The following is a 21,370-nucleotide window of genomic DNA, read 5'->3' as shown; positions in this document are numbered from 1 at the left end:
GGCTCGTCTCCACCGCCTGGCGTGATCGGCGCACGCCGTCCCCCCGCACCGCGAAAGGACCTCCCGTGCGCAGATCCCTGAGATCGTGGCTCGGTGCCGTGCTGAGCGCGATCCTCGTGATGGGCGGCGTCGTCGCCGCGCCCCCCACGGCCAGCGCCGCGCCGTTCACCGTGCTGGTGTTCAGCAAGACAGCCGGATTCCGGCACGGATCCATCACCCCGGGCATCGCCGCCATCCAGCAGCTCGGCGCCGCCAACGGGTTCACCGTCGAGGCCACCGAGGACGCCGCCCAGTTCACCGACGCCAACCTGGACCGCTTCGCGGCCGTGATCTGGCTGTCCACCACCGGCGACGTCCTCAACGCCGCCCAGCAGGCCGCGTTCGAGCGCTACATCACCGGCGGTGGCGGGTACGTGGGAGTGCACGCCGCCTCCGACACCGAGTACGACTGGCAGTGGTACGGCGGCCTCGTCGGCGCGTACTTCGCCTCGCACCCCGCCGAGCAGACCGCCACCGTGAAGGTCGCCGACCAGGTGCACCCGTCCACCAGGGCGCTACCGCAGCGGTGGAGCCGGTTCGACGAGCTGTACAACTACCGCACCAACCCCCGCGGCAACGTGCACGTGCTGGCCACCCTCGACGAGAGCACCTACACCGGCGGCAGCATGGGAGCCGACCACCCCATCTCCTGGTGCCAGAACTACTCAGGCGGTCGAGCCTGGTACACGGGCCTCGGCCACACCGACGCGTCGTACACCGAGGCCGGTTTCCGCCAGCACCTGCTCGGCGGCATCATGACCGCGGCCGGGGCCGTCGACGCCGACTGCGGTCCCACCGTCACCAGCAGCTTCCAGCAGGTGGAGCTGGCCAAGGGGGCGGCCGAGACCGGCGAGCCGATGAGCCTCACCGTCCTGCCCGACCGGGGGGTGCTGCACACCTCGCGCAACGGCGTGATCAGGCACACCGACGCCTCCGGCAACACCAAGGTCGCCGCCACCCTGCCTGTCTACACAGGCGACGAGGAGGGCCTGCAGGGCATCAAGGCGGACCCCAACTTCGCCGGCAACCGCTGGGTGTACGCGTACTACGCGCCACCGTTGAGCACGCCCGGCGGCGGCGCCCCGGCCACCGGCACCCCTTCCGACTTCGCCGTCTGGGACGGCGTCAACCGGCTGTCCCGGTTCACAGTGAACGCGGACAACACCATCAACCTGGCCAGCGAGACGCTGATCCTCAACGTGCCGACCAGCCGGGGCATGTGCTGCCACGTCGGCGGTGACATGGACTTCGACGCGGCCGGCAACCTGTACCTGTCCACGGGCGACGACACCAACCCGTTCGACTCGGCCGGCTTCACCCCGATCGACGAGCGGGCCGGACGCAACCCGGCGTTCGACGCGCAGCGCACCTCGGCGAACAGCAACGACCTGCGCGGCAAGGTGCTCCGGATCAAGCCGAGCGCGGCCGGCGGCTACACCATCCCGGCGGGCAACATGTTCGCGCCGGGCACCGCGCGGACGCGCCCGGAGATCTACGCGATGGGCTTCCGCAACCCGTTCCGGATGAGCGTGGACAAGGCCACAGGCATCGTCTACCTCGGCGACTACGGTCCCGACGCGGGCACCGCCGACCCGAACCGGGGGCCGGCGGGCAACGTCGAGTTCGCCCGGATCGACAGGCCGGGCTTCTACGGCTGGCCGTACTGCACGGCCCGCAACGACGCGTACAACGACTACACCTTCCCGTCCGGGCCGTCCGGGGCGAAGTTCAACTGCGCGGGCGGGCCGGTGAACGACTCACCCAACAACACGGGCATCACCCAGCTGCCGCCGGCCATCCCGGCGTGGCTGCCGTACGGCGGTTCCGGCTCCCCGCCGGAGTTCACCGGGGGCGGCCTGTCGCCGATGGGAGGGCCCGTCTACCGGTACGACCCGAACAACACGTCCCCGGTGGCGTTCCCCGAGTACTACGACGGGACCTACTTCGCCGGCGAGTTCGGCCGTCGCTGGATCAAGAACATCAAGCTCGACGCGTCCGGCCAACCGTTGAAGATCAACCCGTTCCCGTGGACCGGGACGCAGGTCATGGACATGGAGTTCGGCCCGGACGGCGCCCTCTACGTGCTCGACTACGGCACCGGCTGGTTCAACGGCGACGCCAACTCGGCGCTGTACCGCATCGAGTACGCCCGCGAGGGCAGAGCGCCCGTCGCGAAGGTGTCGGCCAACCCGACCAGCGGCACCGCGCCGCTGACCGTGGCCTTCTCCTCGGCCGGCACACTCGACCCGGACGGTGACCCGTTCACCTACGCCTGGGACTTCGACAACAACGGCACCACCGACTCGACAGCGGCGAACCCGAGCTACACGTACACCACGAACGGGACCCGCAGCCCGACGTTGACGGTCCGGGACACCACGGGCAAGACGGCCACCGCGAGCGTGGTCGTCACGGTCGGCAACAGCGCCCCGGTGGTCACCGTGAACACCCCGCTGAACGGGCAGACCTTCAGCTTCGGGGACGCGGTGCCGTTCAGCGTCACCGTCACCGACGCCCAGGACGGTGCCGTCGACTGCGCCCGGGTCAAGGTGAACTACGTCCTCGGGCACGACTCGCACGGGCACCAGCTCGGCAGCGCGCAGGGCTGCACCGGGGTCATCCAGACCTCGGCCGACGGCGAGCACGACACGGCCGCGAACATCTTCGGCATCATCGACGCCGAGTACACCGACCTGGGCGGTGGCCAGCCGCCACTGACCACGCACACCCAGGCCGTGCTGCAACCACGGGTACGCCAGGCCGAGCACTTCGGTGACTCGTCAGGCGTCCAGGTCGTCGCCGGGGCGGCCGGGCACGGCGGGGCCGCCGTCGGCTACATCGACAACAACGACTGGATTTCGTTCCGGCCGTACAACCTGACAGGCGTCCAGTCCTTCAGCGCCCGGGTGGGCGCGCCGGCCGGTGGCGGTGGCACCCTCGAGCTGCGGGTCGACTCACCCAGCGGGCCGCTGGTGGGCTCGGCGACCGTCGTACCCACCGGTGGGTACGCCAACTTCGCCACCGTCACCGGTGGGGTCACCGCGGCGACCGGCACCCGCACCCTGTTCCTGGTGTTCAAGGGCGCCGGCCCGTGGTTCGACATCGACGAGTTCACCCTCTCCGGCAGCCCCGGCGGGCCGGGGCCGGACCCGGATCCCGAGCCGGGCGCGAACCTGGCCCGGGGCAAGCCCGCGCGAGCGTCCAGCTTCGAGGGCGCCTTCGTCGCGGCCAACGCGTTCGACGGGGCGGTGGGCACCCGGTGGGGCAGCTCGTTCAGCGATCCGCAGTGGATCGATGTGGACCTGGGCGCCACGTACGCCATCGGTCGGGTGAAGCTGACCTGGGAGGCGGCGTACGGCAGCGGGTACCAGATCCAGACCTCCACCGACGGGGTCACCTTCACCACGATCCGGACGGTGACCGGAGGCGACGGCGGCGTGGACGACCTGACCGGGCTGATCGGCTCCGGCAGGTACGTCCGGCTGCTCGGCACCGCCCGGGGCACCGCGTGGGGCTACTCGCTGTTCGAGTTCGAGGTGTACGGCGGCACCGGCGGACCGACCGGCGACAACCTGCTGCTCAACAAACCCACCGCGACGTCCAGCAACGAGGGGGCCGACGTGTCCGGGGCCCAGGCGGTCGACGGCAGCGTCACCACCCGCCTGTCGAGCACCTTCTCCGACCCGCAGTGGATCCGCGTCGACCTCGGCAGCCCCACCGCTATCGGTCGAGTCAAGCTGAGCTGGGAGGCGGCGTACAGCAGCGCGTACCAGATCCAGACCTCGAACGACGGCACCACCTGGACCACGGTGAAGACGGTGACCGGCGCCGACGGCGGGGTGGACGAGCACACCGCGCTCGGAGCCAATGGCCGCTACCTGCGGATCTACGGCACAGCGCGGGGCACCGGATACGGCCACTCGCTCTGGGAGCTGGAGGCGTACGCCAGCTGAACCGGCACCGGCGACGGGACCGGCGCGGAGTCTTCCGTGCCGGTCCCCGTCGGCCCCGGCAGTGTCGAACGCCGTTCGCCTGACCCGGCGGGCTCAGTCGTCGGCGACCGCCACCGGTTCCGAGCCGATGCAGCGCACCTTCAGCTCGTGCTCTCCGGCCGACCCCGCGAAGGTGACCTCGACGTCGTCGTCCGGGCCACGGTCGACGTCCCGGACCCGGTAGCCCTGCGCGGGCGCCCAGGAGACGAGGCGTACGCCGCCGGCGCCGCACTCGGCCACCGCCGTACCGCCGTCGGTGGCGAACACCCGGCGGACTCCGGAACTGGTGCTGGGCGCGACGGTCCCGGTGGACGCGCCGGGCGAGGCGCCGCCCGTGGCCCCGGTCGGCGCCGGCTCGGGCGAGGCGAGAGCCCGTTCGATCTCCGCCTCGCTTCGTACCCCGCCGGGGGTGCCGGTGATGCTCTCGCCGACCAGACGGATGGCGCCCAGCCCGATCAGGGTGGCGACGGCGGCGGTGGCCACCCACCCGGCGGCCATGAGGATCGAACGACGGCCCATCACCTGACTATCCCCGATCCACAGTTGTCGGCGGCACATCCGGACGCTAAGGCACGGTTAACGTCCGCCTCGCCGCCAGCGGTAGCGGTTAGCCTGCCACCTGTGGCCCGCCTACTGCTCGTCGAGGACGACCTGACGATTCGTACCCCGCTGATCCGGGCGCTGCGCGAACGCGGGCACGCGGTGGCCGCCGCCTCGACCGCGATGACCGGCCTCCGCGACGCCCTGGACGACCGGCCCGACCTCGTCGTACTCGACCTGGGCCTGCCCGACCTGGACGGACGCGAGCTGCTGCGGATGCTGCGCGCTGTCAGTTCGGTGCCGGTCATCGTGGCCACCGCCCGCGACGACGACGCCGAGATCGTCCGGGTGCTCGACGCCGGTGCCGACGACTACGTGGTCAAGCCGTTCACCGCCGCGCAGCTCGACGCCCGCGTACGGGCGGTGCTGCGACGTGGCCCGTCCGGCACCGACGGGCAGGACCCGTCGCTCGTCGTCGGCGGGCTGCGCGTCGACCCCCGGTCCCGGCAGGTCACCCTGGACGGGGTGGCGGTGGAGCTGACGCCCCGCGAGTTCGACCTGCTGCACCACCTCGCCGCCCGTCCCGGCCAGGTGGTCACGAAACGCGAGCTGCTCACCGAGGTCTGGCAGATCCCGTACGGCGGCGCCGACAAGACGGTCGACGTGCACCTGTCCTGGCTGCGCCGCAAGCTGGGCGAGAACGCCCAGCAGCCCCGCTACCTGCACACCGTCCGTGGCGTCGGGGTACGCCTCGAAGCGCCGGCGGCGCAGCCGTGAGGGCGCGCCTGGCGCTGCTGGTCGCCGCGGTGAGCGTGCTCACCCTCATCGCGTTCCTGGTGCCGCTGGCGTTGCTCGTGCGCACCGTCGCGGAGGACCGGGCCACCGTCCGGGCCACCGCCGACGCGCAGAGCCTGGTGCCGGTGGTCGGCACCGCCGACGCGGCCACCATCCGCCTCACCGTCGAGCAGCTCGCCGCCGAGTCCGGTCGACCGGTGAGCGTCTTCCTGCCCGACGACACGGTGCTCGGCGCGTCGGCGCCGCGTACGCCCGCGGTGGCCCTGGCCGCGCGCGGGCAGAGCCTCACCGGTGCGTCGGGGGCCGGGCGGGAGGTGGTCATCGCCGTGCAGGGCAGGGCGGACGGCACCGGCGTGATCCGTACCGTGGTGCCCAGGGACGAGCTGACCGCCGGCGTGACCCGGGCGTGGCTGGTGCTGGCCCTGCTCGGTGTGCTCCTGGTGCTGATCGGGCTGGCGGTGGCCGACCGGCTGGCACGCACCCTGGTCCGGCCGATCAGCGACCTGTCCGCTGTGTCGCACCGGCTGGCCAACGCCGAACTGGACGCCCGTGTCACACCCGCCGGCCCGGCCGAGCTGCGCGAGGTGGCCGGCGCGCTCAACCACCTGGCCGGCCGTATCCAGGTGCTCCTGGTGCAGGAACGCGAGCATGTCGCCGACCTGTCGCACCGGTTGCGTACACCGTTGACGGCGCTGCGGTTGGAGGCGGAGTCGCTGCGTGACCCGGACGACGTGGCCCGGATCACCGCCGCCGCCGACGGACTGGAACGCGCGGTCACCGGACTGATCAGGCAGGCCCGGTGGCGTCACTCACCGGCGGTGGCGCCGGCGGGTTCGGACGCGGCGGCGATCGTCGCAGAGCGGGTCGCGTTCTGGTCGGTGCTGGCCGAGGACACCGGCCGGGCCGTCACGCTCGACCTGGCCGCCGGCCCGCTCCCCGTCGGCGTACCGGCCGACGACCTGACCGCGGCCGTCGACGCCCTGCTCGGCAACGTCTTCGCGCACACCTCCGACGGCACGCCGTTCGCGGTCCGGCTCGCCCGGGAGGCGGGGGAGGTGGTCCTCGCCATCGCCGACGAGGGGCCCGGTATGCCGGACGGCGCGGTCCGGCGGGGCGCGAGCGCGGCCGGGTCCACGGGCCTCGGCCTGGACATCGCCAGGCGTGCCGCGCAGGCCGGCGGTGGTCGCCTGGAGGTGCGGACCGGCCCGCGGGGTGGGGCGCAGGTGCTGCTTCGGCTCGGCCCCCCGACGTCGCCACCGCAGGCATAGGCGCTGCGGTGCCGGGTAGCTGCCCCCTATGGCGCGGTATACGAAACCCGAGCTCAGAGAGCAGATCAAGGAAGAGATCAAGGCTTCCGACAAGGGTGGCAGGCCGGGGCAGTGGTCGGCGCGCAAGTCACAGCTGGTCACTCAGGAGTACAAGAGGCGCGGCGGGGGATTCCTCGGCGAAAAGGACGAGCGGCAGAAGGCCCTCCAGCGCTGGGGCAACGAGAAGTGGCAGACCAAGGAGGGCGACACCCGGGCCCGCAAGGACGGTACGACGAGCCGATACCTGCCCAAGAAGGCCTGGGACGAGATGTCGGAGAGCCAGAAACGCGCCACCGACACCAAGAAGCGCGAAGCCTCCCGGACGGGCAGGCAGTACGTCGCCAACACCGGGCCCGCCAAGCGAGCACGTCGGGACGCCACCACGGCCGGCCGGATGTCGGAGATGTCGGTGGCCGAGGCCGCCAAGCTGGTCCGTGGGCTCGATACCCGCCAGCTCAGGACCGCGCTGCGCAACGAGCGCGCCAGCAAGGATCGCAAGACGCTCGTCCGGCGGCTCGAAGCGGAACTCGACAGGCGCGGCTGACGTGCCCGTCGACCACCTTAACCCGGCCTTAGCGTCCCGACAGCGCGCTGCTATCCCGATTTGACCGATCCTCGGAGTCGAAAACCGAGGAAAGGTGGACACCACCATGAAGCGCACCAATCTGCTTCTGGCGACGGTCGGCGGTTCGGCGGTGCTTGCGGTGGCCGGGGTCGCGCTCGGCGTCAACGCCGCGAACGACTCGCGGACCGGCGGCACGGCACTGGCCGCGGCGACCGTCGCGCCGACGGCCACGGACGCGCCCGGGGCCAGCGGTTCGCCGTCGGCCAGCGGCACGCCGTCGGCGGGCACCCCGTCGGGTACGCCGTCGGCCGGCACCTCGTCGGCGGGCGGCACCGTCGACGAGAAGCGTGCCGGCGAGATCGCGCTCGCCAAGGCCGGCGGTGGTCAGATCGTCGAGGTCGAGTCCGAGCAGGAGAACGGTCGACAGGTGTGGAGCGTCGAGATCGTCGCTGGCGACACCGAGCACGAGGTGGACGTCGACCGGGACAACGGCTCGGTGGTCAAGGCCGAGCAGGAGCCGGTCGACGACGACGACGCCGACGACAACGATGACAACGACAACGACGACGACGACGACGACGACGACAACGACAACGACGACGACTGACCGTCCGGCGCCGCCGCCCGTCGCGGGGACCCCGCGACGGGCGGCGGCTCTGGTCCGGCAGCGGGCGCGGCCGGTGCGCCGGCCTCAGATGGCGACGCGTTGCTCCTTAACCGTCGGCTGGTCCTGGTCGAACTGGGTGCGGTACAACTCCTGATACCGACCGCCGGCGGCGAGCAGGTCGCCGTGTCGCCCACGCTCGACGATGCGTCCGTCCTCGACGACGAGGATCTGGTCGGCCGCCCGGATGGTGGAGAGTCGGTGTGCGATGACCACGCTCGTACGGCCGGTCAGGGCTTCGGCGAGAGCCTCCTGAACCGCGGCCTCGGAGGTGGAGTCGAGATGCGCCGTGGCCTCGTCGAGGATGACCACGCGTGGACGGGCCAGCAGCAGTCGCGCGATGGTGAGCCGTTGCCGTTCCCCGCCCGACAACCGGTACCCGCGTTCACCGACGACTGTGTCGAGCCCATCGGGAAGTGTGCGGATCAGGTCGTCGAGGCGGGCCCGCCGCAGGACCTCCCACATCTCGTCCTCGGTCGCGTCCGGTCGAGCGAACGCGAGGTTGGCCCGGATGCTCTCGTGGAAGAGATGCCCGTCCTGAGTGACCACACCCAGCGCCGTCCGGATCGACTCGGCCGACAGGTCGCGTACGTCGACGTCGGCGAGCCGCACCGCGCCGTCCTCGACGTCGTACAGGCGGGGGACGAGCTGCGCGATCGTCGACTTGCCCGCCCCGGAGGAACCGACGAGGGCGACCATCTGCCCCGCCTCGGCGCGGAACGACACACCGTGCAGCACTTCCTCGCCGCCTCGGGCGTCGAGCTTCGCCACGTCTTCGAGAGACGCGAGCGACACCTTGTCCGCTGACGGGTAGCCGAACCGTACGTCGTCGAACTCCACAGCGACCGGCCCGTCGGGAAGCGGGCGGGCGTCGGGCCGGTCGAGGATCAGCGGCTTGATGTCGAGGATCTCGAACACCCTCTCGAAGCTCACCAGCGCGCTCATCACCTCCACCCGGGCGCTGGCCAGCGAGGTCAACGGCGCGTAGAGGCGCGACAGCAGCAACGCCAGGGCGACCACGGTCCCGGCGTCGAGGCTGCCCCGCAGGGCGTAGAGACCGCCCAGCCCGTAGACCAGGGCCAGCGCCAGCGAGCCGACGACGGTGAGCGCGGTGATGAAGACCCACTGGAGCATGGCGGTGCGGATGCCGATGTCCCGCACCCGACGCGCCCGCGCCGCGAACTCGGCGGACTCCTCGGCCGGCCGCCCGTACAGCTTGACCAGGGTCGCGCCGGGCGCGGAGAAGCGTTCCGTCATCCGTGTGCTCATGGCCGCGTTGTGCTCGGCCGCCTCACGCTGCAACTGGGCGAGCTTCGAACCCATCCGGCGCGCCGGGAGAACGAAGATGGGCAGCAGCACGAGCGCCAGCACCGTGATCTGCCACGAGAAACTGAGCATCACGGCCAACGTCAGCATCAACGTGACGGCGTTGCCGACCACGCTCGACAGGGTGTCGCTGAAGGCCCGCTGCGCGCCGATCACGTCGTTGTTCAGGCGGCTGACCAGCGCACCGGTGCGCGTCCGGGTGAAGAACGCCACAGGCATGCGCTGCACGTGGTCGAAGACGGCCGTCCGCAACTGGACGATGAGCCCCTCGCCGATGCTGGCGGACAGGAACCGCGTCACCATACCCAGGCCGGCTTCAGCCAGGGCGATCACCGCGATCAGCACCGCCAACCGGATCACGACGCCGCTGTCGGCGCCGTCCACGATGGCCTCCACCACCCGTCCGGCGAGGACGGGCGCCGCCACCGTGAGGACCGCCGTCACCACGCTCAGCAGCAGGAACCTGACGATCAGGGCCCGGTGCGGCCGCGCGAACTCCACGATGCGCTTCAGTGTGACACGGGACAGTGGTCGTTCTTGCTGCGCGTTCATCGCGTGGTGCAGAGACGTCCACGCGGCAAATTCCATGCTCATGCCCTACCTCCGATACGGGAGGTTAGGACCTCACCCGCGCTTGAGGTCAAGTCACCGCGCGGGGCGTTCCAGTTCGGCGCGGATCTGACCGAACACACCTCGCGGGTCATCGGCCTTCGTGAAGTTCACGAAGGTCACCATGCCGATCGTGTGCTGATCGCTCCACACGCAGACGTCGACCGGGATGCCCGTCCCGGCCTGACCGGTGCCGCAGCCGGCCACCCCACCCAGCGGGCCCGGCGCGACCGACCCCACGTCGGTGACCTTCGGCAGCCCGGCGAAGACCTTGTCCAGTGTCGCGGTCGGGTCGGTGATCGTGCCGGACACCGCGCTGATCTGGATGACCCGCTGGTCATCGCCGGGGATGTGCAGACCACGCTCTCCGGAGCGCACCTCTTCGGCCCGGACGTAGGCGGTGCCCGTCGCGCTTGTGGGCCCGGCGGCGAGCAGCTTCGTGAAGTTGCCCATGGTCTGCTCAGCCTGGCCGCGGATGACCCGATCCACGGACTCGGGCCAGGTGCCCAGTAGCTTGGCTGGCTTGTCGATGCGCATCGCCGCGGCGGGAGTTGACGACTGCGTAGCCGCTGCCGCCGTGGGAGTGTCGGACTGCCCCGAACACCCGGTCGCGAACAGCAGGATCGTCGACGTCAGCGTGCCGACGATCGCTGAGCCAGTCGGCACCGTGCGCGTCATGAGTTCCGTCCCCGTGGTGAGTGTCGCGCGAAAGATATCGCACGCCCCGCAGCCACCGGACCCGGCCCGAGCGCTGAGCGACTCTGGACAGGAGCCGGGATCGTGCTGATCGGGACCGCGCCGAGCGACGGCGACCGGCCACCAACGCGGTAGTGCGGGCCATTGCGCGCACGCACGACTGGACGTCGGCACACGCGCGAATCGCGTGGACCCCGCCAGCGTGACCGACCACTCTCCGCTGGCGGTGCCTACGTTCGTCGGTGGTAGTGGTTGCGGCGGGGAAGTTGGTCGGGGTCGAGCCAGGCTGGCGGTATGAACTCGGGGTGGCTGTCGTCGCCGAGCCGCACGGTCCAGTCGCTGTGGTGCAGGTGGCGATGGTGGTGGCCGCAGAGCAGGACGGCGTTGTCGAGGTTGGTGGGGCCGCCGTCGGCCCAGTGGTGGATGTGGTGGGCGTCGCACCAGCGGGGTGGTCGGTCGCAGCCGGGGAAGGCGCAGCCGCCGTCGCGGAGCACGAGGGCCCGGCGCAGCGGGCCGGTGACGAGGCGGCGTTGTCGACCGACGTCGAGGACCTGACCGGCGCCGCCGAGCACGGTGGGCAGGATTGTGGCGTCGCAGGCGAGTCGGCGCACGGATTCCGGGGTGAGTCGGAGGCCGAGGTCGAGGGTGCCGGCGGACAGCTGCCGGGTCGGCGCGTCGTAGTTGGTGGTGATGACGATCTGGGCGGAATCGCCACCGCCGTCGGGCAGCTCGCCGGTTCGGAGAGCGAGTCGGCACACGTCGGCTAGGGCGTCGTGGCGTCGTTGCCCGGGGGAGCGGGTGTCGTCGGGTCCGGATGGGGCGGTCAGTGGGTCGATGGCGGCGCGCAGCAGGCCGGCGGTTTCGGTGTCGAGGGTGCCGGTGAGTCGTAGTCGGCCGTCGGTCTGCTCGGACAGGGTCAGGTGCCGGTCGCGGGCAGCGCGGCGTGCCTCGGTGTCGAGGGCGGCTTTGGCGGTGGCGTCGGCAATGTCGGGGGCTACGTGGTCGAGGATGCGGGTGCCGAGTTTGCGCAGGTGGGTGGGGTCGAACTGGGCGGCCCAGCCGACGAGCACAGCGACTGCTTTGTCGGCGGTCTCGGTGTCGGCCGACGTGCTCATGGTGTCGACGGTGTCGACGATGACCCGGGCCTGGTCCAGGCTGATGGCGCCATCGGCCAGCGCTTGTCGGATGCCGGGGCTGCCGGTGTCCAAAGCGGTGGCGAGGTCGATCAGGCGGCGGGCGGCGGGAACGGTCAGCCGCAGTCGTTCGCGGAGCCACACCGCGGTGGAGGAGGCTCCTTGGGTGCGGGCGGTGCCGCGGCCGTCGACCTCACGGATCAGGGTGAGGGTGACGGCGGCGAGGCGTTGCTGAAGGCGGTGCGCGGCGTCGAGCGCGGCGATCAGGTCATGTTCCGGGAGCGGCCACGCGGGGGCGTCGACGCAGGCAGAGATCGCATCGTCTGCCTGCGCCAACTCCTCAACCATGGTCCGAGACTAGAACAGGTGTACGACACTGTCGGTCATCATGATCGATGTGCCGGCTGGTCACCGGAGACTCGTCGGCGGACTCCTCCCGGGCGACGACCGGGTCAGTTCACCCGCAAATCACGACGCCGATGTCGGCGCCATCGGCAGCCGTCTCCACCACCGCCCGGCGAGGACCCGTGCCGCCACCGTGAGGACCATCGTCGCACCGCTCAACAGCAGGGGGCGGCAGTCGACCGGCGGTGGCGGTCACAGGCCGGCGTGCATGGTCAGGCTCTGCCGCAGGTGCAGCTTCGGCCGGGACCCGACGACCGAGCCGACGACCTCGCCCCCGCGGAACACCAGAAGCGTCGGCAGGGACATGACGCCGTAGCGCCGCGTGGCCTGCGGGTTGTCGTCGGAGTTGAGCTTGGCGATGACCATCCGGTCGCCGAACTCCCCGGCCAGCTCGACGAGGCTCTTCTCGATCATCTTGCAGGGCGGGCACCACTCGGCCCAGAAGTCGACCACCACGGGCCGGTCGCTGGCCAGCACCAGCTCGGCGAACGTGTCGTCGGTGACGGTGATCAGGGACCCGACTGTCGTTTCCTGGGGCATGTTTCCTCCCGGTGCGCGATGGCGTGGCTGAGTTGGGTGTGCAACTGCTGACGGACCGCCGTGAGCCGATCGAGGTAGTCGTCGACCTCGGCGAGCTTGCGCCGCAGCACCTGCACCGAATCCGGACAGACGTCGCCGGACGTGTTGCCCGCTCGTAGGCAGGCGACGAACGGACGGACGTCGTCGAGGCCGAAACCGACGTCGAGCAGTGCCCGGATCTCCCGGACGACCCGCAGCTCCGCCTCGTCGTACACGCGGTAGCCGTTGGCCGAGCGCCGCGGGCACACCAGCCCGTGTGCCTCGTAGTAACGCAGGGTCCGGGTGCTCGTGCCAGCCCGTTCCGCCAGCTCACCGATCAGCATCAGACCTCCTCGACCAGCCCGTCGCGACCAGGCTAAACCTTGTCGTCAGCGTCAAGGCAAGGCCGCGCCCGGGGTTCCCCGGGCACGACTCAGGGCGCCGCTGGGCGGCGCCCTGAGCGCCTGCGCGAGGGTCTAGCCGATGCGGAACTGGTCGCCGTAGACGGCGAACACCAGCGGCGTGTTCAGGGTGAAGTTGCCGTTGTTGAGGAACACCCGCTGGGCCGTGTCGACGCGGGACGTGTCCGAGTGGGCCGCCTCCTTCTTCATCTCGATGACCCGCTCGTCGAGGAACGCGTTGAGCCAGGTCCGCTCGTCGCCACCCTGGGCCGGCGGCTTGGCCCGGGCCAGGGCACGGTTGCGGATCTGGCGCATGCCCTCGTACCCGTGCATGACTGCCGCGTCGTAGTAGGCGAACTGGCCGAGCGCCCGGACCTGGTCGTTCTTGCCGTCGCGTACCGACGGGTTGAAGTAGACCCGGTCCCGCTCGGCTTCCTGGGCGGCCTGGAACACCGGGTCGTTGGCCGCCGCCCGCCAGTCCCGGGGGAAGTTCGGGTCGAGGCCGGAGTGCGACGGCGTGCCGTTGACGGTGCGCAGCGCCGGCAGGTAGCCGGCCAGCACGTTGCCCGGCTTGGTGCGGGTGTACGCCTCGACGAGTTCGAGCATGTCGCCGGTGCCGGAGCAGAAGCCGATGATGCCGGCGGTGTAACCGCGCCCGTCGCCGATGTCCTCGATGTAGGAGAACTGCGCCCGCCAGTCGAGCGAGGAGTTCTCCGCAGCCGAGACGAGCTGCATGGCGACGTCCTTCTTCGCGGGGTCGTCGAGGTTCGCCCCGGTGGGGGTGGTGGGCGGGGGAGTGGTGGGGGTGCCGCCGCCGGGCAGGGTCCACTGCTGGTTGGTGGTGCCGCCGCAGGTCCAGATCTGCAGCCGGGCGCCGTTCGCGGTGCTGCGGTCGGTGACGTCGAGGCACTTTCCGGAGCCGGAGTTGACGAGCGCGCCGTTGCTGGCGGTCCACTTCTGCGCACCTGTGTTGTTGCAGTCGTACAGCTGCACCTTGGCGCCGTTCGCGGTCGACGCGGCGGTGACGTCGAGGCATTTGCCGAGTGCTCGGATCGAGGCGTCGGAGTTGCCGACGGTCCACGTCTGGGCCGCGCTGCCGTTGCAGTCGTAGAGCTGGACCGGCGTGCCGTTGGCCGGGTTGGCGGCCGCGACGTCGACGCACTTGCCGCCGAGGCCGGTGATCGGGCCGGCGGTCGCGGCGCTGGCCGACGGCAGGCCGTAGCCGAGCCCCGCGACCGTGATCAGCAGGGCGCCCACGGCGTAGGCGGCTGTTCTCTTGTGAACCATTGGTGTTCCTCGGGGAAGGGGCGGCGTGCCGCCGGCCGGTCGGTGGCCCGGCGCGGCGGTCCGGCCCCGGCGGGCTACCGCGAGCATCAGGAAACTGTATTAACAGATACCAGTGCGTCGATTCCTCGTCAATCGATGACCGCGAGGCGTGACGGGCCCTGTTCAGTCAGTTGATGACCCGGCGCGCGTCGTCCCCGCCCAGGTCAGGCGGGGGCGACGCGCCTGTCACTGCTCCCGGTAGGTGGCCAGGTCGAAGTCGGCGTACACGCCGTCGCCGCCGAGGTCCTGCACCCAGAGGCCGAGGAACGCCCCGGTGAAGCCCCACGCCGCGGGCTCACCGTCGATGATCAACGCGGCGTGCTCGTCGGACAGGATCGTCGCGTCCAGGTCGACGGGAAGCCGCTGCCAACCGGCACCGAGGTCGTAGTCGAAACGCACCACAGGCCCGTCGAACACCGCCCGCAGGCCGACCCGGGTGACGCCGCTCGCGTCGACTGTCAGTTCGGGGTACGGGGTGCGCCGCCCGTTGTCGGAGCTGAGCAGCTCCAGCACGGTGCGCCCGTCGTCCGCCCGGGTCAGGTAGAGGTGGTGCCAGTTGAGGGTGTTGTAGTAGGCGGTGACTCCGGCGAGCTGGCGGTGGTCCACCGGGTCGAACTCGACGACGGTCTCCAGCGAACACCTGGTGGCGCCGACGCGCCGCGCGACAAGGCTGGGCGCCTGCCTGCCGACCGGCGACTGTCCACCATGGATGCGCAGGTGTGACGGACGCGTCCGCAGGTCCACCCAGTCCGGGGTGGCCGGCCGGCGCAACGTCGACCAGCAGTGCCCCAGCTCGGCGTCGTCGAAGTGGTCGGTGGCCGGTTCCGCCGGCCACGGGTGGGTGGGCAGGTCGGGTGCGGCCACCTCGTCGGCGGGCACCCCGCCCGGCACCCGGGGCCAACCGCCGGCCGGCCAGTCGACCCGCTGAATCGCGGTCTCCCTGCCCAGCACGCAACTGCCCAGCGGGGAGTAGGGGCGGCCGACCAGGTGCGCCAGATACCACTCGCCGTCCTGCGTACGGACCAGGCTGCCGTGCCCCGCCTTCTGCAACCGCAGATCCGGCCGGCCCACCGAGGTGAGCAGTGGCCCGTCCGGATCCACCTCGTACGGCCCGAACAGGTCGCGCGAGCGCGCGACGGTCACCTGGTGCTCCCAGCTCGTGCCGCCCTCGGCGGTGATCAGCCAGTACCAGCCTTCGTGGCGGTACAGGTGCGGCCCCTCGGTCACCCCGACCGGAGTGCCGGTGAAGAGGATGCGGGGCCTCCCGACGAGGGTGCGGGTGGCCCTGTCGTACTGCTGGATCTCGATGCCGCCGAAGCGGTCCCGCCCGGGTCGCCAGTCCGCGCTCATGCTCAACAGCCAGGTGGTGCCGTCGTCGTCGTGGAACAGCGCGGCGTCGAAACCGCGGCCGTGCAGTTTCACCGGATCCGACCAGGGGCCGGCGATGTCCGGTGCGGTGACCAGGAAGTTCTGCGGGTCCCAGTAGCCACTGGCGAAGCTCGCCACGTCGCTGTAGACGAGGTGGAACTCGCCGTCGTGGTACGTCAGGTCGGGCGCCCACACCCCGTTGGAGTCGCCGCAGCCCCGCAGGTCGAGCAGGCGGCGGTCGGTGATGACACCGCCGAGGGGACGCCAGTTGACGAGGTCACGCGAGTGGTGGATCCGTACCCCCGGATACCACTCGAAGGTCGAGGTGGCCAGGTAGAAGTCGTCGCCGACGCGCAGGATCGACGGATCCGGGTGGAACCCGGCGAGGACGGGATTGCGGATCGACCGGGCAGCGGTCGCCACGTCAGCGGTGTCGGTCGACACGAAGGCTCCTCTAGGTGACTCTGAAAACTTCCGGAAACTTGCGGTCCAGGATGACTGGAAGTCCTGCCTACGCTAGCCGGTCTTCGCGCGATAGGACAGAGGGTCTTGACCGGTGGGGAAACTGCTCGTAGCGTCCCCGCCATCGATCGGTAATACCGGCGAAGCAATGAAAGTTCCGGAGATCCAGGTTCGAACCCTTGCCGGCTCGGCCGGCGTTCCGAGCAACCCGTGAGTCCCCGAAGGGATGGATCATGACAGCGCACCTTTCCCGCCGAACGCTGCTCGGCCTCGCCGGCGCCGGCGCCGGCGCCTACCTGCTCAGCGCGTGCAGTGATGGAGAGTCGGCCGACCCGAACGCTCCGCAGACGATCAACTGGTGGCACATCCAGAACACCGAGCCGATGCTGCCGGTCTGGGCGGCGATGGCCAACGAGTACAAGACCGCGCACAGCAACGTCACGTTCACCATCCAGCCGCTGGAGAACGAGGCCTTCAAGGCCAAGCTCACCACCGCCACGCAGGCCGGCGACCCGCCGGACCTGTTCCAGTCCTGGGGCGGCGGCGTGCTCAAGCAGCAGGTGGACGCGGGCCTGGTCAAGGACCTCACCGACGACGTGAAGGACCTGGTCGCCGGGATCCTGCCCGCCGCCATGCAGCCGTACACGATCGACGGCAAGATCTACGGCATTCCGTTCGACATCGGCATGGTCGGGTTCTGGTACAACAAGGAACTCTTCGCCCGCGCCGGCATCACCGAGACCCCCACCACCTGGACCGGTGTGCTCGACGCGGTCCGCAAGCTCAAGGCTGCCGGCATCACCCCGGTCGCCCTGGCCGGCAAGGACAAGTGGCCGGCCCACTTCTACTGGTCCTACCTGGCGATGCGCATCGGCGGTGTCGACGCGTTGCAGAAGGCCGTGGACAGCAAGAACTTCGACACCCCCGACCTCGTCGCCGCCGGTGAGCGGCTCAAGGAACTCGTCGACCTGCAGCCGTTCCAGAAGGGCTTCCTCGGCGCGGAGTTCGGCTCGCCCGACGGTCAGGCCGCCACCATGGGCAACGGCAAGGCCGGCATGGAGCTGATGGGGCAGTGGGCGCCGGCGGTGCAGGCGTCCAGCTCCACCAGCAAGAAGGGCCTCGGCGACAAGCTCGGCTTCTTCCCGTTCCCCTCCGTGGACGGCGGCAAGGGCGCGGCGACCGAGGTCTTCGGCGGTGGCAACGGCTTCGCCGTCGGCAAGGACGCGCCGGCCGCCACCATCGACTTCCTGAAGTTCCTGCTCAGCGTCGAGAACCAGAAGCGCTCCGCGCAGACCGGCGCGGTGCTGCCCACGGTGAAGGACGCCACCTCCGCCATCAGCGACCCCAACAACAAGGCCGTCGCGGAGGCCCTGTCCAAGAACACCGGCTTCCAGCTCTACCTCGACCAGGCGTACGCGCCCGCGCTCGGGCAGCAAATCAACGACAGCGTCGCGGAGATCATCGCCGGCAAGAAGTCCCCGGCGGCGATCGTCAAGGACATCACGCAGGTGGCAAAGACCGCCTGATCGTGACCCGTCACCCGTCCGTAGCCGGCCGTAGAACCCGAGTGGAGCAGGAATGACCAGGCCATCGACCGTGTCCGACCTGAGGCGCGGCGACACGGCGACCGATCCGCCGGCACCGGGGCCGGGCACCGCGCGCAAGCGTGGCCGCCAGCCCCGGCCGGGCCGGGGCGGCGTCCTCGCCGTGTTCCTGGCGCCTGCCCTGGCGCTGTTCGTGCTGTTGGTCCTCGCCCCCATCGTGGTGGCCGCCTACGCCAGCTTCTTCAAGTGGAACGGCTTCGGCCTGCCGGAGAACTTCATCGGGTGGGACAACTACACCCGTGCCTTCGGCGACCCGACGTTCCGCGGCGACCTGTGGCGTGGCCTGATTCTGGTGGTGCTGTCCCTGGTCGTGCAGCTGCCTGCTGCGCTGGCCCTGGCCATGCTCCTCAATCAGCCACTTCGCGGGCGGGCCATCTATCGGCTGATCTTCTTCGCCCCGTACGTGCTCTCCGAGGTCACCACGGCCGTCCTGTTCACCCTGGTGTTCTCACCGAACCGAGGGCTGGGCGAGGGCGTCGCCCAGTGGCTGGGCGCCGACGCGGGCACCGTCTTCGCCGACCCGGACACCGTGCTCTACGCCGTCTTCCTGGTGGTGTCCTGGAAGTACTTCGGCCTCTACATGATGCTCTTCCTGGCGGCCCGGCAGGGCATCCCGAAGGAACTGCACGAGGCAGCGGTCACCGACGGTGCCACCGGCTGGCAGGCGTTCCGACACGTCACCCTGCCCCTGCTCGGCCCGACGATCCGCATCAGCATCTTCCTGTCGGTCATCGGCACCATCCAACTGTTCGACATGGTGTGGGTGCTCACCGGTGGTGGGCCGATCCACTCCTCGGAGACGCTGGCCGTCACGATGTACCAGTTCGGCTTCCGTCGCTTCGAGGTCGGTTATGCGAGCGCCATCAGCATCGTGATGTTCCTGCTGAGCCTCGTCTTCGCCCTGTTCTACCAACGCATCGTCCTGCGTCGTGACACGGCGGGCGCGATCACCACCCAGGGAGGCCAGCGATGACCGCCACGGCGAGTCGCGCCCAGCGGACCCGCAGCGTCGTGCTGCACCTCGTCTGCATCGCCGTCGGCGTGCTCATCGTCGTTCCGGTGTACTTCGGCGTGCTCGGCGGCTTCAAGGACAACGGCCAGTTGTCCACCAACCCGCTGGGCTGGCCCGACCCGTGGGTACCGAACTACTTCGAGATCCTGGGCAACGGGGTGTTCTGGCGGCAACTCGGCAACAGCCTGCTCATCGCCGTGACCAGCACCTTCATCGTCGTCGGCGCGGCGGCGATGGCCGCCTTCGTCTTCGCTCGCTACGCCTTCCGGGGCCGCGAGTTCCTGGTCACCCTGTTCGCGATCGGTCTGATGTTCCCGTTCGCGGTGGCCATCCTGCCGCTGTTCGTCCTGCTGCGCGGCATGGGCCTGCTCGACAACCCGCTCGGCGTCATCCTGCCCCAGGCCGCCTTCGGGCTGCCGATCACCATCATCATCCTGCGACAGTTCTTCCGTACCATCCCCGCCGAGGTCGAGGAGGCAGCGGTTCTCGACGGCTGCGGCTCCTTCGGCTTCTTCTGGCGGGTCCTGCTGCCGATGGCCCGCCCCGCGCTGGCCACCGTCTCGGTGCTGGCCATCGTGACCAGCTGGAACAACTTCATGCTCCCGCTGGTCGTCTTCAGTGACCAGAGCTGGTGGACCCTGCCCGTCGGGGTCCAGGCGTTCCAGGGTCAGTACGCGGACGACACCGCACGGGTGCTCGCCTACGTCGTGCTGTCCATGCTCCCGGCGCTGGGCTTCTACGCCGTGGCCGAACGCCAACTCATCGGCGGCCTGACCGGCAGCGTCAAGGGCTGAGAACGAAGGGCGGACCGTGGGCTCCGACAACGGCCGAAATGTCACCATCGCCATGATCGCGCGGCTGGCCGGTGTTTCGGTGCCCACGGTCTCCCGGGTCATCAACGGGCGCTCCGACGTGGCCCCCGACACCCGGGAACGCGTCGAGGCCCTGCTCAACCATCACGGCTACCGCCGGCGGTCACCGGCTCGGCGCGACGACGCCGCGCTCATCGACCTGGTCTTCAACGACCTCGACAGCCCGTGGGCCGTGGAGATCATCCGTGGCGTGGAGGACGTCGCCCGCAGCAGCGGCGTCGGGACCGTCGTCTCCGCCATCCACTGGCGCATCTCCTCGGCCAAACAGTGGCTCGACAACATGCGTACCCGATCCACCGAGGGCGTCATCTTCGTGACCTCGATGGTGAACCCGCCACTGCAGGCCGAGTTGCGCCGGCTGCACCTTCCGGTGGTCATCATCGACCCCGCCGGCGTCGACCCGCAGGAGTCACCGACCATCGGCGCCACCAACTGGGCGGGCAGCCTCAGCGCCAACCAGTACCTGATCGGGCTCGGCCACCGCCGCATCGGGTTCATCGCCGGGCCGCCGCACCTGACGTGCAGCAGGGCCCGACTGGACGGCTACCGGGCAGCCCTCGGCGCCGCAGGCATCGCCGTCGACGACGCCCTCATCCGACCCGGCAACTTCTACCACGAGGCCGGCTACACCGCCGGCACGCAGCTACTGGCACTGCCCGACCCGCCCACCGCCATCTTCGCCGCCAGCGACCAGATGGCACTGGGCGTCTACGAGGCGGTCCGCAAACGCGGCCTGCGGGTGCCCGACGACATAAGCGTCGTCGGCTTCGACGACCTGCCCGAGGTCCGCTGGTGCTCGCCCCCGCTGACCACTGTCCGCCAGCCCCTCGCCGAGATGGGCATGATGGCCGCGCGGACCATCCTGCGGCTCGCCGGGGGAGAGAAGGTCGAGAGCCCTCGCGTCGAACTCGCCACCGAACTCGTCGAACGGGACAGCGCCGCGCCACCCCGGTCGTGACGCGCGTCAGCCGTCGCGCAGCGCGTCGTCGACGCCGGTCTCCCGGCGACCGAGGTGAGCTGGATCCCTACCGGACAGCAGATCCACCGCCGCCTTCACCGAGGCGCCGTACTCCCGGGACGAGCTGAACCACCACGTGTGGGCGTACCGCTTGGCGCTGTCGTCGCCCACCCCGTTGGCGTCGATGCCGAGCCGCCGGCACAGCGCGACGGCGCGCGGAAGGTGGAAGGACTGGGTCACCACAGTCGCCCGCCGCACCCCGAAGATCCGCTCCGCCCGCGCACACGAGTCGTACGTGTCGAACCCGGCGTAGTCCAGCACCACCTTGCCCGCCGGCACGCCCCGCCCCACCAGCCAGCTACGCATCGCGGCGGGCTCGTTGTAGTCGGCGTTCATGTTGTCGCCCGACACCAGGATCGCCCGGACCTTGCCCGCGTCGAACAACCGCCGCGCGATCTCCAGCCGGGCCGCCAGCACAGGTGACGGGTTACCGTCCGCGTCCACCTTGGTGCCCAGGACCAGCGCGACAGGCGCCTCCGGCACGTCGACCTCGCCGTAGAGATGCCCCTGGGCGGTGTCCCGGATCCACGACACGCTGGCCACCGTGCCCGCCGTCAGCACCACCGCACCCGCGATGAGCGCTCGAAGCGTGAGGCGCACCAACCGCCCGCGCTGCGCGTACCACGGCCTGGCCGCGATCAGTCGTCCTCGCATGCCGCCAATCATTCCTGTCATAAC

18 protein-coding genes are annotated in these 21,370 nt (G+C 70.6%); 9 read left to right on the top strand and 9 right to left on the bottom strand.

Annotated elements, in window-relative coordinates:
• Positions 1 to 65: 65 nt before the first annotated feature.
• Positions 66 to 3,992 (top strand): ThuA domain-containing protein, encoded by a 3,927-nt coding sequence (locus ACZ6N8_RS25705; RefSeq protein WP_466013070.1) that lies wholly within the window; start codon positions 66 to 68, stop codon positions 3,990 to 3,992.
• A 93-nt stretch (positions 3,993 to 4,085) separates the two neighbouring features.
• Here the strand turns inward: ACZ6N8_RS25705 and ACZ6N8_RS25700 are convergent, their stop codons facing one another.
• Entirely contained in the window at positions 4,086 to 4,550 is a 465-nt protein-coding gene (locus tag ACZ6N8_RS25700) for a septum formation initiator (protein WP_466013069.1), read from the bottom strand.
• Between the two features lie 102 nt (positions 4,551 to 4,652).
• Between ACZ6N8_RS25700 and ACZ6N8_RS25695 the strand changes: the two genes are divergently transcribed.
• The 4 genes from ACZ6N8_RS25695 to ACZ6N8_RS25680 all read left to right on the top strand — a co-directional run bounded on the left by ACZ6N8_RS25695 (position 4,653) and on the right by ACZ6N8_RS25680 (position 7,845).
• Positions 4,653 to 5,348 (top strand): response regulator transcription factor, encoded by a 696-nt coding sequence (locus tag ACZ6N8_RS25695; RefSeq protein ID WP_466013068.1) that lies wholly within the window; start codon positions 4,653 to 4,655, stop codon positions 5,346 to 5,348.
• Positions 5,345 to 6,634 (top strand): sensor histidine kinase, encoded by a 1,290-nt coding sequence (locus ACZ6N8_RS25690; protein ID WP_466013067.1) that lies wholly within the window; start codon positions 5,345 to 5,347, stop codon positions 6,632 to 6,634. The genes ACZ6N8_RS25695 and ACZ6N8_RS25690 overlap by 4 nt, the downstream gene beginning before the upstream one ends.
• A gap of 28 nt (positions 6,635 to 6,662) precedes the next feature.
• On the top strand, positions 6,663 to 7,217 hold the full coding sequence (locus tag ACZ6N8_RS25685) for a DUF5872 domain-containing protein (RefSeq protein WP_466013066.1): 555 nt from the start codon (positions 6,663 to 6,665) through the stop codon (positions 7,215 to 7,217).
• A gap of 106 nt (positions 7,218 to 7,323) precedes the next feature.
• On the top strand, positions 7,324 to 7,845 hold the full coding sequence (locus tag ACZ6N8_RS25680; RefSeq protein WP_466013065.1) for a PepSY domain-containing protein: 522 nt from the start codon (positions 7,324 to 7,326) through the stop codon (positions 7,843 to 7,845).
• Between the two features lie 84 nt (positions 7,846 to 7,929).
• Here ACZ6N8_RS25680 and ACZ6N8_RS25675 read toward each other — a convergent pair whose 3' ends face one another.
• The 7 genes from ACZ6N8_RS25675 to ACZ6N8_RS25645 all read right to left on the bottom strand — a co-directional run bounded on the left by ACZ6N8_RS25675 (position 7,930) and on the right by ACZ6N8_RS25645 (position 16,168).
• Positions 7,930 to 9,822 carry an ABC transporter ATP-binding protein gene (locus tag ACZ6N8_RS25675; RefSeq protein WP_466013064.1) on the bottom strand — a complete coding sequence of 631 codons (1,893 nt, stop codon included), beginning with the start codon at positions 9,820 to 9,822 and terminating at the stop codon, positions 7,930 to 7,932.
• A gap of 51 nt (positions 9,823 to 9,873) precedes the next feature.
• A complete protein-coding gene (locus ACZ6N8_RS25670) occupies positions 9,874 to 10,515 on the bottom strand; it encodes a hypothetical protein (protein ID WP_466013063.1) in 642 nt (213 codons plus the stop codon).
• Between the two features lie 248 nt (positions 10,516 to 10,763).
• A complete protein-coding gene (locus ACZ6N8_RS25665; protein ID WP_466013062.1) occupies positions 10,764 to 12,014 on the bottom strand; it encodes an HNH endonuclease signature motif containing protein in 1,251 nt (416 codons plus the stop codon).
• 249 nt (positions 12,015 to 12,263) lie between these two features.
• Complete coding sequence (gene trxA, locus ACZ6N8_RS25660; protein ID WP_139586651.1) at positions 12,264 to 12,611, bottom strand: thioredoxin; 348 nt, start codon at positions 12,609 to 12,611, stop codon at positions 12,264 to 12,266.
• Positions 12,581 to 12,973: a MerR family transcriptional regulator gene (locus tag ACZ6N8_RS25655; RefSeq protein WP_466013061.1), complete on the bottom strand. Its 393-nt coding sequence runs from the start codon at positions 12,971 to 12,973 to the stop codon at positions 12,581 to 12,583. Before ACZ6N8_RS25655 ends, trxA begins: the two co-directional genes overlap by 31 nt.
• 132 nt (positions 12,974 to 13,105) lie before the next feature.
• Entirely contained in the window at positions 13,106 to 14,317 is a 1,212-nt protein-coding gene (locus ACZ6N8_RS25650; protein WP_466013060.1) for a chitosanase, read from the bottom strand.
• Between the two features lie 225 nt (positions 14,318 to 14,542).
• On the bottom strand, positions 14,543 to 16,168 hold the full coding sequence (locus ACZ6N8_RS25645; protein ID WP_466013059.1) for a glycoside hydrolase family 43 protein: 1,626 nt from the start codon (positions 16,166 to 16,168) through the stop codon (positions 14,543 to 14,545).
• Between the two features lie 251 nt (positions 16,169 to 16,419).
• Here ACZ6N8_RS25645 and ACZ6N8_RS25640 point away from each other — a divergent pair, with 251 nt between their 5' ends.
• From ACZ6N8_RS25640 to ACZ6N8_RS25625, 4 genes are read left to right on the top strand one after another with little or no spacing between them, the layout of a single operon-like run.
• Positions 16,420 to 17,712 carry an extracellular solute-binding protein gene (locus ACZ6N8_RS25640; RefSeq protein ID WP_364363605.1) on the top strand — a complete coding sequence of 431 codons (1,293 nt, stop codon included), beginning with the start codon at positions 16,420 to 16,422 and terminating at the stop codon, positions 17,710 to 17,712.
• Between the two features lie 52 nt (positions 17,713 to 17,764).
• Complete coding sequence (locus ACZ6N8_RS25635; protein ID WP_466013058.1) at positions 17,765 to 18,763, top strand: carbohydrate ABC transporter permease; 999 nt, start codon at positions 17,765 to 17,767, stop codon at positions 18,761 to 18,763.
• Positions 18,760 to 19,596 carry a carbohydrate ABC transporter permease gene (locus ACZ6N8_RS25630; RefSeq protein WP_364363611.1) on the top strand — a complete coding sequence of 279 codons (837 nt, stop codon included), beginning with the start codon at positions 18,760 to 18,762 and terminating at the stop codon, positions 19,594 to 19,596. Before ACZ6N8_RS25635 ends, ACZ6N8_RS25630 begins: the two co-directional genes overlap by 4 nt.
• A 52-nt stretch (positions 19,597 to 19,648) precedes the next feature.
• Positions 19,649 to 20,632: a LacI family DNA-binding transcriptional regulator gene (locus tag ACZ6N8_RS25625; RefSeq protein ID WP_387123790.1), complete on the top strand. Its 984-nt coding sequence runs from the start codon at positions 19,649 to 19,651 to the stop codon at positions 20,630 to 20,632.
• 6 nt (positions 20,633 to 20,638) lie between these two features.
• On the opposite strand, the gene ACZ6N8_RS25620 is transcribed toward ACZ6N8_RS25625, so the two are convergent.
• A complete protein-coding gene (locus tag ACZ6N8_RS25620) occupies positions 20,639 to 21,346 on the bottom strand; it encodes a SanA/YdcF family protein (RefSeq protein WP_466013057.1) in 708 nt (235 codons plus the stop codon).
• Between the last annotated feature and the right edge of the window lie 24 nt (positions 21,347 to 21,370).

This window comes from Micromonospora sp. NPDC047521 (genome assembly GCF_055587305.1).
Note: the sequence above shows the minus strand (reverse complement) of the source record. Positions and strands in the feature narration are given on the sequence as shown.

Excerpts from the sequence above, each read along its gene's own strand:
- ACZ6N8_RS25640 (WP_364363605.1), top strand. The coding sequence starts at position 16,420 with ATGACAGCGCACCTTTCCCGCCGAACGCTGCTCGGCCTCGCCGGCGCC.
- ACZ6N8_RS25675 (WP_466013064.1), bottom strand. The coding sequence starts at position 9,822 with ATGAGCATGGAATTTGCCGCGTGGACGTCTCTGCACCACGCGATGAAC.
- ACZ6N8_RS25650 (WP_466013060.1), bottom strand. The coding sequence starts at position 14,317 with ATGGTTCACAAGAGAACAGCCGCCTACGCCGTGGGCGCCCTGCTGATC.
- ACZ6N8_RS25630 (WP_364363611.1), top strand. The coding sequence starts at position 18,760 with ATGACCGCCACGGCGAGTCGCGCCCAGCGGACCCGCAGCGTCGTGCTG.
- ACZ6N8_RS25665 (WP_466013062.1), bottom strand. The coding sequence starts at position 12,014 with ATGGTTGAGGAGTTGGCGCAGGCAGACGATGCGATCTCTGCCTGCGTC.
- trxA (WP_139586651.1), bottom strand. The coding sequence starts at position 12,611 with ATGCCCCAGGAAACGACAGTCGGGTCCCTGATCACCGTCACCGACGAC.
- ACZ6N8_RS25620 (WP_466013057.1), bottom strand. The coding sequence starts at position 21,346 with ATGCGAGGACGACTGATCGCGGCCAGGCCGTGGTACGCGCAGCGCGGG.
- ACZ6N8_RS25635 (WP_466013058.1), top strand. The coding sequence starts at position 17,765 with ATGACCAGGCCATCGACCGTGTCCGACCTGAGGCGCGGCGACACGGCG.
- ACZ6N8_RS25670 (WP_466013063.1), bottom strand. The coding sequence starts at position 10,515 with ATGACGCGCACGGTGCCGACTGGCTCAGCGATCGTCGGCACGCTGACG.
- ACZ6N8_RS25700 (WP_466013069.1), bottom strand. The coding sequence starts at position 4,550 with ATGGGCCGTCGTTCGATCCTCATGGCCGCCGGGTGGGTGGCCACCGCC.
- ACZ6N8_RS25625 (WP_387123790.1), top strand. The coding sequence starts at position 19,649 with ATGATCGCGCGGCTGGCCGGTGTTTCGGTGCCCACGGTCTCCCGGGTC.
- ACZ6N8_RS25685 (WP_466013066.1), top strand. The coding sequence starts at position 6,663 with ATGGCGCGGTATACGAAACCCGAGCTCAGAGAGCAGATCAAGGAAGAG.
- ACZ6N8_RS25680 (WP_466013065.1), top strand. The coding sequence starts at position 7,324 with ATGAAGCGCACCAATCTGCTTCTGGCGACGGTCGGCGGTTCGGCGGTG.
- ACZ6N8_RS25655 (WP_466013061.1), bottom strand. The coding sequence starts at position 12,973 with ATGCTGATCGGTGAGCTGGCGGAACGGGCTGGCACGAGCACCCGGACC.